This is a genomic window from Teredinibacter sp. KSP-S5-2, from assembly GCF_032773895.1.
Classification (GTDB): domain Bacteria; phylum Pseudomonadota; class Gammaproteobacteria; order Pseudomonadales; family Cellvibrionaceae.
The window spans coordinates 1713156-1726706 of record NZ_CP120416.1 but is presented as its reverse complement, the minus strand read 5'-3'; the positions used below and the strand labels follow the sequence as shown (position 1 = coordinate 1726706).

The following is a 13551-nucleotide window of genomic DNA, read 5'->3' as shown; positions in this document are numbered from 1 at the left end:
AAAAAAATAATCCTCAACAAAAAAATACCGTTGAAAATGGTTTTTTTATTTATTACATAAATTAGATGTACTAAATAAAAAGGTAAAACCTTGTAAAATTCAGCACCAGATTGATTCACGTCTAAAATCCATTACACGCAATAAAAATATCACTCTCACGCGTATTGATTTTTTCCTCCCAAAGAAACAACACTAATCAACACCTCAAACTGGGAGATAAAAAATGAAATTTAAAATAATTAAATCCTCAATAAAAAAATTAAAAAACATACCTTTTTTCCTTCTTGCCATCAGTCCCCTATCACCATCCTGGGCACAAGACACTATTCAAACAAGGGTTATTGGAGGAGGCTCATCCAATTTCTCTCAGAGAAGCTACCAGGTTTCCCTACAGGATGGATCGCAAAAACATAAATGCGGTGGAACCTTAGTTGGAGAACGTTGGGTAATTAGTGCGGCACATTGTATCGATCAAATAAGCGGTTTAAGCATCGTTGCAGGAACTGGAGATCTAACAAATGGCGGCCAACGTTTTCAGGTTGCCCAAACAATCACTCACCCTAATTACAGGAATAGTTTTTCCGGCTACGACATTGCCTTAATTCAGCTTAACAGAGCGCCTAGTAGTCAACTGACACGCTTATCCATCCCACCTGAAAATACAATACGAGCCGGTCAAACTGGTGTTGTTAGCGGATGGGGGTTTTCAGGCTTTGGCAACCCGAACCCAAGTAACACCCTACAAGAAGTCAATGTCTCGGTTGTCAATAAAAACATTTGTGTCGACACATTTTTCACCCCATTTGGTTTTTCAGGCAATAACAGCATTTTATGCGGAGGCGAAATTGGTGCACCTGGCCCCTGCGGTGGTGATAGTGGCGGCCCACTGATGATTAACGCGAATAATACATCTTACTTAGCCGGTGTTATCGCCTCAGGTAATCAATGTGGAACCGTTAGCGGTATTGGAATATACGTTGATGTACAACACGTTCGTCAATGGATTATTGATTCTACCAACGGTGAAGTTGGAGGAAATGGCAGCAGTAGTTCTACAACAGATTGTGGAATTCCGTCATTTACACTAGGTAACTCATACAACACTGGAGATCTCGTGGTAACAACAGACAATACCATTTACAAGTGTTTACACGGTCCCTGGTGTTCGTTAAATAACTCAGCTGTCATTTTTCCTGGCAGCGGCAGTCATTGGCGACAAGTGTGGTCCTATACTGGTGTTTGTTTTTAATAAAAGACTTTAAACATAAACGGCATGATATAATTTCGCACAGTTGAGCCCACCCAGTGGGCTCTATTTATATACGTATATAACATATACCAACCTGACTCTGATTAATTAAGCCAAACGAGCGCCATTTTGAATTTCTGCGTCAGGCACAGCCAATACAACCGCCCCATCCTCACGATGAAAACCTGTAACCAAGCACTCGGACATAATCGGTCCAATTTGTTTTGCCGGAAAGTTAACAACCGCCACAACTTGTTTACCGACTAAACTTTCTCTGGAATACAAATCTGTTATTTGTGCACTGGATTTTTTAATGCCAATTTCGCAACCAAAGTCAACTTGCAATATATAGGCGGGGTTTCGGGCCTCGGGAAAATCCTGAACTTCTATAACAGTACCAATTCGCAATTCAACTTTCTGAAAATCGTTCCAACTTATTTCATTCATTTTCTTATTTATACCTGGAGTTTTAGAAGAACACTGACCAAGTATCAACGTAGAAAATCACCGTATTCTTCAATTTTTTTTCGTAACCGGGAATGTAAAATGGCATTACATTCTCCCAGCTCCGACAATATGAACTGAGATTCGTCACGGTAATATGAAATTCGCTCCTGATCCCAGAAAAATGGAGGACGATATAAGTTGCTCACTCTATCGGCCAACTTCACGATCCAGATTTCTTTTGGCTGTTGCTGAATTCTCTTCACAGAATCCGCCATCTGTTCGCGCTTTGTCGTCAGTTGAAAATCTTTCGTTAATGCCTGAACACCATCAGCAACAGATAATCCAAAGCTATCTACTAGCTCATGGTATCCAATGGAAGTATCCTCCACCACATCATGCAATAACGCACACTGTACGGCGAGATTGGCATCAAGCTGCTCATCAGTATGAATCAACGCACATACCACTTCCATCGCCACGCTCGCCACATGATTGATATAGGGAACCTGCACACCCTCCTCGGCTCCGCCGTACGTTTGTCCTTCATGCGCTAGAGTTGCATAGTCCCACGCTCTGGAATAAATATCCGGGTCCCAGGAATTCGGCACAAAACCTCCGTTAGGTCGGTGATTATTTAACGTTGTATTTCTTATTAGCTTAGGAATGAAAAAAGACTCTAGCAATGATAATTCGGTTGCGTTTCCCTATTTCCTTCGACAATCCCCAACGACCGCATTGCGATCACACGTTTAATAAACCAGGAAAATCGGTAAAATACCCGCCTCACTATATTCCGGGTTCAATATGTATCAGTCTCCACACTATCAAATACCTCTTCCCGTCGCGCCAGTCTGGCGACGTATTGCTGCGCTAGTATATGACAGCTTGCTGTTATTGGCCCTGAGCATGGCATACGGTGGTATTGCACTCGCGATCCATGTCGCTTTGTTTGGTACGGGCTCGGAAGAGTATCAACCTCGACTGACACACCCGCTCTTCCCAATCGGCTGGTATATTTGTCTCAGCAGTTTTTACGTGTTTTTCTGGTGCCGAGCCGGCCAAACGGCAGGTATGAAAGCCTGGCGACTCACTATAATTGGCGAAGAAAACCGACATCCATCAGTTAAAGCAGCCTATATTCGAGCAGTGCTTTCTTCATTTCTTGCCCCTTCCCTGATTGGCTATGTTTGGACATGGCTGGATAAGGACAAGCTCTGCTTACATGATCGCTTATCGCAAACCAAGGTATTACTAGAACCACCCAGGAAGAAAAAGAAAAAAGCGAAGTGAGTTACTTCGCCCGTTTAATCAAAGCGCCACCAATAACAAAACAGCAGGCAATTGGGATCAAGACCGCAAGCATGGGCGAAAACCCCCAGATAATACTCACAGGGCCAAGTAGCTGTTGTGAGGTCTGAAAGACGAGCCCAATCAGCACGCCAACAAAAACCCGAAAGCCCATTGAAACCTGACGCAGAGGGCCAAGGATAAATGATATTGCAATGACCACCAGACTAATGGTGGCTAGCGGCTGCAGAGCTTTTTGCCAAAACGCTAACCGGTACTCACTGGAATCCAGATTTTGCTTGTCCAGGTAATTAGAGTACGAATACAAACGCTGCATGGGTAACTCGTCGGCGTCTAAAACCAGAATATTCAGCAGATTCGGTGAGACTTCAGTACGCCACTCCCGAAAGGTAAACCCGGAGTTTTGAACAGAATCCTGATTGAAATATGTCACCACACCATCCTGCTCAATCCACAACCCTTCCCCCTGGTAAATAGCAGAATCAACAAAACTCGCTTCGATTAAATTCTTCTGTTCATCAAAGATATAGCGTGTCACCCCATACAATTTACCGTTGGGTAATACCGCGTTGAAATGCATGTATTCATTACCTTCGCGGTTCCATACCCCACGCTCAATCCGCATGGCACTTTCGTGTCCCTGAGCCAAAGCCCGGCGGCTGTCGGCGTATTGGTCGGTATATGGTGCAACGTATTCCCCTAGCAGAATACCCCCGGCAATAATCAACAATACCGGCCGGGTTACAGCCCAAATGACCTGTAGAATGGATACACCAACAGAGCGCATCACCACCAGTTCACTGGTGTTGGCTAACGAACCCAGGCCTAACAAACATCCGACTAATGCGGATAATGGCAGAAAATCATAAGTACTGGATGGCACATACAAACCAACATAAATAATCGCTTCCAGAAAGTTATACCCTCCTCGAAGCTGATCAAGCTGGTCGATTAACGCGGATAACACATCCAAAGAAAGGATGACAAATAATACCCCGACAATGGATTTAAGAATGGTAGTGGCAATATATCGCTTTATTTTTTTCATAGGTTACCGGTTGCCTATACTGCCGTTTTAACGTTTGCTGATTGGTTTTTCTTCTGCAACAGACGCTTGATACTGGAGGCTTTATACAAAAATATGCCCAACAAGAAAAAGCCGGAGTGCACGTACCATATCACGCCGGAAAAAGGCGCATCACCACCTTCCTCCATTCCCCGGGCCGCGTTGATAGCAACCAGATACAGTACGTAGATGATAATTGCAGGCAGCAACTTGCCGTAGCGCCCGCGACGAGGTTGGGTTTTACTCAACGGCAGCGCGATTAACGACACAATCATCACCAAAACGGGTAAGGAAATACGCCACTGAATGGCCGCCCGTGCCTCTTTGCTATCGCGCTCAAGCAACTCAAATGTGGATAAACCATCCGTTTCCCGTTTGGGTTTGACGTTATAGTCCGGCTCTGGCAGTTTTTGCGCATAGCTGTTAAAACGGATTATCTGGTAATCCTTATCGCCGGGTCGTCCGATATACCGACGACCATTTTTCAATAACAGAAACTTGTTGCCGGTATCCTGATCAATGACAGTTTCACCCGAGGAGGCAGTCAATACTGTTAAGCGCTCGTCGGTATCGTCCAGAGAAACCTGAGCCATAAACACCTGAATCAGCTCGGTTTTGTCCTCCGATACCGATTCCGCATAACTGATCCCACGACCGTCATCCAGTTCATGAAAACGTGCAGGTTTCAAAGTTTCAAAATCCGTTCGATTACGTTGTTCTGCAAGCAGAGCCTCTGATGCACGCACACCAATAGGGCCGAGATAGGTGCTGAACAAGGCGACCAGTAGTGCAACAAAGGAAGACGTCATCAGGGTATAAACCAAAAAGCGACGCTCACTGAAGCCGCAAGCGGAAAGCACTGTCAGTTCGCTGTCCACATATAAACGGCCGTACCCCATAATAATTCCGATGACCAACCCCAACGGAAGAATCAACTCGAGATACCCCGGCAAACGCAGGGCCATGAGTGTCAGAAGCACACCGGTATCCAAACCACCTGCTGCAGCTTCTGCCAGATAAGAAACAAATCGTGCACTGATAATAATAAGCAAAAGTACAAAACTGACAGCAAATAAACTGCCCAGTAATTCTTTTGCAAGGTAACGGAAAATAATCAAACAGCTAATCTCAATTTTAATGAGTATTTATTAGTACCTGCTGCCGGAGCGCACGTTATCCCCAGCCACGCGAAATATGCGTAGTTTAGTGACTCCCAAGGTGTCTGAACAGGTCTGATCACAAGCGGCGCATTTTATCAGTTTTCACAATGAAGGCGATGTGCATCTGTTCTTGTGACGATTTTTCTTTACAATTGCCACTATAGTAAAAGAAAACATCGAAACTCAACTCTTCGCATCAACAACAGGTTGCCAACTACTTATGGATTTGATCGTAAAACGCGCAAATGCTAACTCTCTAAAAACTCAATGTGCCGTGGTATTTGCCTTGGACAACACATTGCAATCAAGTGCCCAACTCATCGATAAAGAAGCTAACGGCACCCTATCACACATACTAGAGAGCAAAGCGCTTAAAAATAAAGCAGGCAGTCACTGCTGGGTTCATCTTGCCCCCAATAAAAAACGCGCATATGAACATGTGTTACTGGTATCACTTGGGCAAGCAGAAAAGAAAAGCAAATCCAGCATTTCAAGCAAAGACTACATTTCCAGCATCCAATCTGGGTTGAAAGCATTAAAAGGCTCGCACATTAAAAACGCTGCGGTTTATTTGGATCAGGTGAATCTGTCAGACACAGACAACTCTCCATCAACCATTGCACAACTATTTGCCACAGAAGCCAAGAGAGTCGATTACAAATACGCCACAACCAAAGCTTCCGATAAAGATTCCTCCAAGTTAGAGAAACTCACATTGGTTGTTGATGACGCAAAACAGGTCAACGACGCAAAAAAAGGCCTCAAACTGGGACAAGCACTGGGTAACGGCATCAATACCACTCGGGAGCTGGGTAACCTGCCCGGCAACATCTGCACACCGGAATATCTGGCCAACCAAGCGAAAAAACTGGCAACTTCTTCGACCAAACTCACCACCAAGGTGTTAACAGAAAAACAAATCGAAAAATTGGGCATGGGTGCCTTTCTCTCCGTGGCCAAAGGTAGCGCCCAGGACGGCAAACTCATCATCATGGAATACCGTGGTGGCGCAAAAACAGCAAAGCCCAATGTTATTGTGGGTAAAGGCATTACCTTTGACACCGGCGGCATCAGCTTAAAGCCCGGCCCTGCCATGGATGAAATGAAGTTTGATATGTGTGGTGCGGCTTCTGTAATGGGTGTGATGACAGCCCTGGTTGAACTACAGGCATCCGTTAATGTGGTTGCGATCATCGCTGCCGCAGAAAATATGCCATCTGGCCGCGCGTCCAAACCTGGGGATGTGGTTACCTCCATGTCAGGGCAAACAATCGAAATTTTAAATACCGATGCCGAAGGCAGGCTGGTATTATGCGACGCCCTGACCTATGCCGAGAGATACAAGCCTAAATCAGTAGTGGACATTGCCACGCTAACTGGTGCTTGCGTGGTTGCGTTGGGTAATCATGCAACTGGACTATTCAGTAACGACCAAGCCCTCGCTGACAAATTGTTAGCCAGTGGCGAAAAGATGCATGACCGCGCGTGGCAAATGCCTTTATGGGATGAATACCAAAAACAACTGGATAGCAATTTTGCCGATATGGCAAATATTGGTGGCCCCCAAGCAGGAAGCGTGACCGCAGCCTGTTTCTTATCCCGCTTTACCAAAAAGTACCCTTGGGCACATTTGGATATCGCAGGAACAGCGTGGGTACAAGGCGGAGCCAAAGGGGCAACTGGGAGACCTGTCGCACTGCTTTTGGACTACCTGCTGAACGCTTAATACGATATTGCCATGACTTTAATTGATTTTTACGTACTGCAAAGCCAGGACATTAATGAGCGGCACCGTTTTGCGTGCCGCTACATAGAAAAAGCTGTGCGTCAGGGCAACAGAGTTCTTGTGGCCACTCAAGACCAGAACATGAGCCAGGCCTTTGATGAATTGCTCTGGAGTTTCCGACCTGAGTCATTTATTCCACATCGCGTGCTGGGAAATGAGCCTTCAGCGGAAAACCTTGAACCAGTTGTCATTAGTCATGATCAAGATGATATTGAACATCACGATGTACTGGTAAACTTAACGCAAGGGCGACCTGCTTTTTTTAGCCGGTTTAAACGGATGGCAGAAATTGTCGTACAAAACGAACCTATACTTAGCTCAACGCGAGATAACTTTAAATATTACCGCTCGCGAGGTTACCCACTAAAAACCCATACAATGAAATAACAGTAACGAGATCCTTTCCTTGGAAAACGGCAAACCAAATAAGAACGACCTGCTACTTGAACTGGAAGCAATTCATGAGTCTCTTATCAATGGCAGCATTTTTTCCGACCCGAACAAAACACTGATAAGAGACGCCATACCGGATAACTCTGATCAGGCTGAAAAAAAACCAAATTTTATAACAAATAAGGACCTAGGTACCCAGTCCATGCCACGTACACAGCCGCCAAAAGTGCTTCCCGGCCAACGTTCACTATTTGAAGAAGCCAGCGCCACTCTGGATAACATCTCAGAAGATGACCTTGACTATGAAATCACCATTGATGGTAAGGAAGACGATTCAGAAATAAAGCTGGAACCCAAAGTGGAGTTAACCCCAAAAAGTGAAAACCCTTTTTTGCCAGCCAGTATTCGACAAAAACTGAATCAACACCGCTCCAAGTTAGTTAACGACCTGAATATGGTGGGTGAAACTCTTTCAAGGTCAGTTGAAGACTCCAAAACCCTGCTCAAGTCGTCACAGGCAATCCACCAGAAGCAACTGGCTCAGTCAGCTAGTCAGCAGAACAACAATTCGAATGAGGAACTAGTGGATAAACTGGTTAAGCAATTCTTGCCGCAAATTGAGCAAGAACTGCGAAAAGAGCTAAGTAAACGTCTTACGCAAAAAAAATAACGGTATTTTTCGCCCTTTTTCCATACTCCCCCCACATAATTCAGCATTTCCTGATAAAGCCCAAAAAATCAATAGCTTGCGGCGCTGCAGAATGCAGCGCTACAAGGTATAATTCGGCGCTTTCGACCTAACTAACATAGATTCAATAGAGAAAGGCTCCAGAATACGACTATGGATAAAACCTACCAGCCGTCATCCATCGAACAAAAGTGGTACCAAACTTGGGAAAACAGCGGTTATTTTGCCCCCAGCGGTGAAGGCGACCCATACTGCATCATGATTCCCCCACCCAACGTCACTGGTAGCCTCCACATGGGACACGGTTTCCAGGAAAGCATTATGGACGCTCTGGTTCGTTACCATCGAATGAAAGGCAATAACACTCTTTGGCAAGTGGGTACAGACCACGCAGGTATTGCCACGCAAATGGTTGTTGAGCGCTTGCTGGATGCCGAAGGCAAAAGCCGACATGACTTAGGTCGCGAAAAATTCATTGAACGCGTTTGGGAATGGAAAGAAGAGTCCGGCGGTAATATCACTCGCCAGCTTCGTCGTTTAGGTGCATCACCAGATTGGAGCCGCGAACGCTTCACCATGGACGACGGGTTTTATAAAGCCGTGCAGGAAGTGTTCATTCGCCTCCATGAAGACGGATTAATCTATCGTGGCAAACGTCTGGTTAACTGGGATCCGAAACTCCATACCGCCGTTTCCGATCTGGAAGTCATCAGTGAAGAAGAAAACGGTCACCTGTGGCACTTCCGCTACCCCCTAACGGACGGCTCAGGCCACTTGGTTGTTGCTACTACCCGCCCAGAAACGATGCTGGGCGATACCGCAGTTGCAGTACACCCTGAGGACGAGCGGTACAAAGACCTCATAGGCAAAACCATCACGCTACCGTTGGTTGGCCGTGAAATTCCGATTATTGCCGACGATTATGTAGACAAAGAGTTCGGTACCGGCTGTGTAAAAATCACACCAGCCCATGACTTCAACGACTACGACATGGGCAAACGTCACAATCTGGATGTCATCAACATTCTTACTGATGATGCAAAACTCAATAACACGGTTCCAGAAAAATACCGTGGCATGGATCGTTTCGATGCGCGTAAACAAGTGGTGGAAGACCTGGAAGCTTTGGGTCTGCTTGAGAAGATTCAAGATCACAAACTGAAGGTCCCCCGCGGCGATCGAACCGGCGTGGTGATCGAACCCTATCTCACCAACCAGTGGTACGTAAAAACCCAATCCCTTGCCGATGAAGCCATCAAAAACGTTGAGGATGGCTCCATTCAGTTCGTGCCCAAACAATACGAAAATATGTATTTCTCATGGATGCGTGACATTCAGGATTGGTGTATTTCCCGTCAACTCTGGTGGGGACACCGAATCCCAGCCTGGTACGACAATGACGGCAATGTTTATGTTGCTCGTAATGAAGAAGAAATTCGACAAAAGAACAACATTGCAGCCGACGTAGAACTACGTCAGGACGAAGACGTACTGGATACCTGGTTCTCTTCCGGTTTATGGACATTCGGCACCTTGGGCTGGCCTGAAGATACCGATTTCCTTAAAACATTCCATCCGTCCTCGGTTCTGGTAACCGGCTTTGACATTATCTTCTTCTGGGTTGCACGCATGATTATGCTGACCCTTTACTTCAAAAAAGAAGTGCCCTTCCACACCGTCTATGTTCACGGCTTGGTGCGTGACAGCCACGGCCAGAAGATGTCGAAATCGAAAGGTAACGTACTCGACCCTATCGATCTGATCGACGGAATTGATTTGGAATCTTTAGTACAAAAGCGTACCGCAGGCATGATGCTACCGCATCTGAAAGAAAAAATTGAAAAGATGACCCGCAAGGATTTCCCCGAGGGCATTGCTTCGTACGGAACAGATGCCCTGCGTTACACCTACTACTCACTGGCCTCAACCGGCCGTGATATTAATTTTGATGTGGGCCGTATTGAAGGCTTCCGTAACTTCTGTAACAAACTTTGGAATGCGTCCAACTACGTGTTCATGAATACAGAAGGCGAAGACTGCGGCCAAGATGGCTCTGATGACTATCAATTGAGCCTTGCTGATCGCTGGATTATCGCCCGCTTGCAGCAAGCCGAAAAAGCCGTTATCGAAGGCGTGAATACTTATCGTCTGGATTTAGCCAGTCAGGCGCTCTACGACTTCGTATGGAAAGATTACTGCGATTGGTATTTGGAACTGACCAAACCTGTACTCTGGGATGAAAACGCTTCTGCCGCAATTAAAAAAGGCACACGCCGTACACTGGTTCGCGTACTGGAAACCACATTGCGTTTAGCACACCCACTCATTCCGTTTATCACCGAAGAAATCTGGCAACGAGTGAAGCCGCTGACCGGCGCCGAAGGCGACACCATTATGCTGGCTCGCTACCCTGAGCCCGACGAAAGTAAAGTGGATCAGCAGGCACTGGCAGATATTGAATGGGTGAAAAATGTTGTCGTGGGTATTCGTAATATTCGCGGTGAAATGAATATTGCTCCATCCAAACAATTGCCAGTTTATTTCCAAAACGGCAGTGTGAATGACAAACGCTGCATGGAAGAAAACCTGCAATTCCTCAAGAAACTTGCATCACTAGAGCAGCTTGAATGGTTAGACGCTGGTCAGGAAGCACCGCTTTCCGCGACGGCCATTGTTGGTGAAATGGAAGTACTTGTGCCAATGGCTGGACTGATCGATAAAGATGCAGAATTAGCTCGATTAAACAAAGAGCTGGAGAAAACGCAAAAAGAAGTAAAGCGTTTGGAAGGTAAGCTAAATAATCCCAAGTTTGTCGATAAAGCCCCAGCGGATGTAGTGCAAAAGGAAAAGGACAAATTAACGGAGTACCAATCTTCGGCACAAAAACTGGAAGAGCAAAAGAAGAAAATCAAAACACTATAAATGATAAAAAAAAGCCGCCTTATCAGGTGGCTTTTTTTATTTCCCTCTACTTTAATACACTTCTCGAATTAACCGCATACACTGTTGACCAAGAATAATTCATATCACAGCGTATTTTTGAATAAGCAAAATTTTAAGCATTCCCTTCCTATAAAAAACTGATGACCAGAATACAAACCGTCGAGTTTTATGTGTATGGTGATAAATCAGAATACTTTTTTTAAAATCAGATATAAGCAAAGCTTACAGACAATCGTCATTTATTTGTGGCTAACAAAAAAACCCGCCATAAGGCGGGTTTTTTAGAGGTCTTACTTTTTGGTATTAACTTACAGGCCAGATTTCATCGCACTGATCAGTTCACCATTTGCAGTATCACCATTAGTCTCCCAGAAGAATGCACCGCCCAGGCCACGACCGTTAGCATATTGCATCTTCGCACGGATGGTCGCTGGATCGTCATAGGACCACCAGTTGTTGCCACAGTATGCGTAGTTGGTTCCCGCAATTTGGCCGGTGATAGGACAACTACCTTTCAACACTTTGTAGTCTTCAATACCGGCTTCGTAAGTACCTGCTGCTGCACCGGTTGCCGTTCCACCAGGCGCGGCTTGCGTAACACCCGTCCAACCACGACCGTAGAAACCAATACCTAACAATACTTTGTTCGCTGGTACGCCCAGACTAAGTAGAGTGTCGATACCGTGGTCTGTGCTGAAGCCTTGAATTGGCATGCCAGCCCAATCGTTCAATGGTGAGTGAGGCGCGGTAGGACCGTTCTTCGCCCATGCACCGAAGAAGTCATAGGTCATGATCATGTAGAAATCCAGGTACTGAGCTGCACCGCCGTAGTCTGCTGCCAATAGTTTGGATTCACCCGCACCAATCGCAGAAGTCACAAGCTGGTTGCCGAATCGAGCACGCAATGCTTGCATCAATACGCGGTAGCTGTCGAAACCAGACGTGTCACAGGTTAGACCACACTCGTTTGGATATTCCCAATCGATGTCGATACCGTCGAATACACCCGCCCAACGTGGATCATTGACCAAACCATAACATTGATCAGCGAATGCTGTTGCGTTTGCTGCTGCTTGACCGAAACCACCAGACCAGGTCCAGCCACCGAAAGACCATACGATCTTCAAGTGTGGGTACATGGCTTTCAATTTCTTGAACTGACCAAACAGACCACGTACTTCAGTGCTGTTCCAGTCATCGCTGGTGCCGTCTACAGATTCTGCAGCAGAGTAGAAACGATCGTAATCGGCATAGGAATCGCCAAGTACACACTGACCGTTAGTCACATTACCAAACGCGAAAACAATGTGCGTTAGCTTCTCGGCAGAACCGCTGGTGACCAAATTTTTAGGATGGTAGTTACGGTCGTAGATACCCCACTCGGTGAAGTAACCCGCTAGAAGCTTGCCACCAGTACCACCAGAAGAACTTGAAGAAGAACTACTGGATGATGAAGAGCTTGAAGAACTGGACGATGAGCTTGAGCTGCTAGAACTTGAAGAAGAACTGCTTGAGCTGGAAGATGAGCTTGAGCTGCTTCCACAATCCGCAGGAGAAGTCCAAGCATATTCCCATGCCCAACCTACGCCAGGCTCGTATGCACCGCCAGAAGAACACCAGCCCGCTACTGTACACTCGAAGGTGCCACCAGCATTACTTACTTTATCGCCGACTTGGTAAGTTGCGCCAGCTTGGTAAGCTTCACAAGTACTGCCACCAGAAGAGGACGAAGAGCTAGATGAGCTGCTTGAACTTGAGGACGAGCTTGAGCTCGAAGAACTGCTAGAGCTGGAAGATGAACTGGAAGAACTTGAAGTTGAACCAGAGCATACGTCGTTAAAAGTCCACTCTTGCCATGGACCAGAATTTGTTTCGGGATCAGATTGAGTCCACCAATTAGCTGTGTACTTACTGCCATTTCTCTGAACGGATTGACCACCGGTAAATGTATCGCCGTTTTGCCACTCCGGTAAGCCAGAGCAGTCTACAGCTGCCATAGCTTGTCCAGAAAGCATAACAGCACCAGCGGTGATAGCTGTAGCCATTATTTTTTTCATTATGTATTTCCTCTTGATCAAAAGAAGCACATTGGGTTTCATTTTTATTATCTAACCTCAATGCTATTGCATTTTGGTTCTCGCATGCGTGACTTAACCAACCACATTCACGCGGACCAAAATTCTGACCCTTCAGCTCAGGGTATAAACCTTTTAGTATTACTACACGTTTTGTGATAGTTAACGCATTTTAATTTTTTTCATGCGTCGTAACGTGTCCAATAAAGCTCTAGTCGCATCCTTATGTTTTTATACAGCCACTCAGAGCAGACGGCTTTCGCCAACGATGGTTGCCAAACCAGTAATAGATTTTTTCTGTTATATCGATTAGTAAAATCTATATTAGCCCGCAACAATTAAAACTGAAGTTATCATCGGATTTTTTTTCCGTCAATGTGATTTTGCACGAAAAATCCTCAATTACTGTTATTTTCTGAGAAATAAAGATTCTTAT

General features: G+C 45.6%; 11 protein-coding genes. 6 read left to right on the top strand and 5 right to left on the bottom strand.

Annotated features, from left to right (window positions below; all coding sequences use genetic code 11):
• Positions 1 to 223: 223 nt before the first annotated feature.
• Entirely contained in the window at positions 224 to 1249 is a 1026-nt protein-coding gene (locus P5V12_RS07900; protein WP_316956806.1) for a serine protease, read from the top strand.
• Between the two features lie 108 nt (positions 1250 to 1357).
• On the opposite strand, the gene P5V12_RS07895 is transcribed toward P5V12_RS07900, so the two are convergent.
• Both P5V12_RS07895 and P5V12_RS07890 read right to left on the bottom strand, forming a co-directional pair.
• Positions 1358 to 1696 carry a tRNA-binding protein gene (locus tag P5V12_RS07895; protein WP_316956805.1) on the bottom strand — a complete coding sequence of 113 codons (339 nt, stop codon included), beginning with the start codon at positions 1694 to 1696 and terminating at the stop codon, positions 1358 to 1360.
• Between the two features lie 44 nt (positions 1697 to 1740).
• The gene (locus P5V12_RS07890) at positions 1741 to 2304 is read right to left on the bottom strand and encodes an HD domain-containing protein (RefSeq protein WP_316956804.1); all 564 of its coding nucleotides are present in this window, start codon (positions 2302 to 2304) and stop codon (positions 1741 to 1743) included.
• Between the two features lie 196 nt (positions 2305 to 2500).
• Here P5V12_RS07890 and P5V12_RS07885 point away from each other — a divergent pair, with 196 nt between their 5' ends.
• Positions 2501 to 2986, top strand: a complete 486-nt coding sequence (locus P5V12_RS07885; protein ID WP_316956803.1) for an RDD family protein — start codon at positions 2501 to 2503, stop codon at positions 2984 to 2986.
• 1 nt (position 2987) lies between these two features.
• On the opposite strand, the gene lptG is transcribed toward P5V12_RS07885, so the two are convergent.
• Positions 2988 to 4052: an LPS export ABC transporter permease LptG gene (lptG, locus tag P5V12_RS07880; protein ID WP_316956802.1), complete on the bottom strand. Its 1065-nt coding sequence runs from the start codon at positions 4050 to 4052 to the stop codon at positions 2988 to 2990.
• A 14-nt stretch (positions 4053 to 4066) separates the two neighbouring features.
• The gene (lptF, locus tag P5V12_RS07875; RefSeq protein WP_316956801.1) at positions 4067 to 5188 is read right to left on the bottom strand and encodes an LPS export ABC transporter permease LptF; all 1122 of its coding nucleotides are present in this window, start codon (positions 5186 to 5188) and stop codon (positions 4067 to 4069) included.
• Between the two features lie 262 nt (positions 5189 to 5450).
• Between lptF and P5V12_RS07870 the strand changes: the two genes are divergently transcribed.
• The 4 genes from P5V12_RS07870 (at position 5451) to P5V12_RS07855 (ending at position 11019) form a co-directional block, all read left to right on the top strand.
• Positions 5451 to 6956: a leucyl aminopeptidase gene (locus P5V12_RS07870; protein ID WP_316956800.1), complete on the top strand. Its 1506-nt coding sequence runs from the start codon at positions 5451 to 5453 to the stop codon at positions 6954 to 6956.
• A 12-nt stretch (positions 6957 to 6968) separates the two neighbouring features.
• Positions 6969 to 7403 carry a DNA polymerase III subunit chi gene (locus tag P5V12_RS07865; RefSeq protein WP_316956799.1) on the top strand — a complete coding sequence of 145 codons (435 nt, stop codon included), beginning with the start codon at positions 6969 to 6971 and terminating at the stop codon, positions 7401 to 7403.
• Positions 7404 to 7422: 19 nt separating this feature from the next.
• Positions 7423 to 8079 (top strand): hypothetical protein, encoded by a 657-nt coding sequence (locus tag P5V12_RS07860; RefSeq protein ID WP_316956798.1) that lies wholly within the window; start codon positions 7423 to 7425, stop codon positions 8077 to 8079.
• Positions 8080 to 8250: 171 nt separating this feature from the next.
• Positions 8251 to 11019, top strand: a complete 2769-nt coding sequence (locus P5V12_RS07855) for a valine--tRNA ligase (protein ID WP_316956797.1) — start codon at positions 8251 to 8253, stop codon at positions 11017 to 11019.
• A gap of 329 nt (positions 11020 to 11348) precedes the next feature.
• Here P5V12_RS07855 and P5V12_RS07850 read toward each other — a convergent pair whose 3' ends face one another.
• Complete coding sequence (locus P5V12_RS07850; protein ID WP_316956796.1) at positions 11349 to 13097, bottom strand: glycosyl hydrolase family 18 protein; 1749 nt, start codon at positions 13095 to 13097, stop codon at positions 11349 to 11351.
• Positions 13098 to 13551: the final 454 nt, after the last annotated feature.

Bases quoted from the DNA above. Each gene is read 5' to 3' on its own strand.
- P5V12_RS07865 (WP_316956799.1), top strand. From the start codon at position 6,969: ATGACTTTAATTGATTTTTACGTACTGCAAAGCCAGGACATTAATGAG.
- P5V12_RS07895 (WP_316956805.1), bottom strand. From the start codon at position 1,696: ATGAATGAAATAAGTTGGAACGATTTTCAGAAAGTTGAATTGCGAATT.
- P5V12_RS07900 (WP_316956806.1), top strand. From the start codon at position 224: ATGAAATTTAAAATAATTAAATCCTCAATAAAAAAATTAAAAAACATA.
- lptG (WP_316956802.1), bottom strand. From the start codon at position 4,052: ATGAAAAAAATAAAGCGATATATTGCCACTACCATTCTTAAATCCATT.
- P5V12_RS07885 (WP_316956803.1), top strand. From the start codon at position 2,501: ATGTATCAGTCTCCACACTATCAAATACCTCTTCCCGTCGCGCCAGTC.
- P5V12_RS07850 (WP_316956796.1), bottom strand. From the start codon at position 13,097: ATGAAAAAAATAATGGCTACAGCTATCACCGCTGGTGCTGTTATGCTT.
- P5V12_RS07870 (WP_316956800.1), top strand. From the start codon at position 5,451: ATGGATTTGATCGTAAAACGCGCAAATGCTAACTCTCTAAAAACTCAA.
- P5V12_RS07855 (WP_316956797.1), top strand. From the start codon at position 8,251: ATGGATAAAACCTACCAGCCGTCATCCATCGAACAAAAGTGGTACCAA.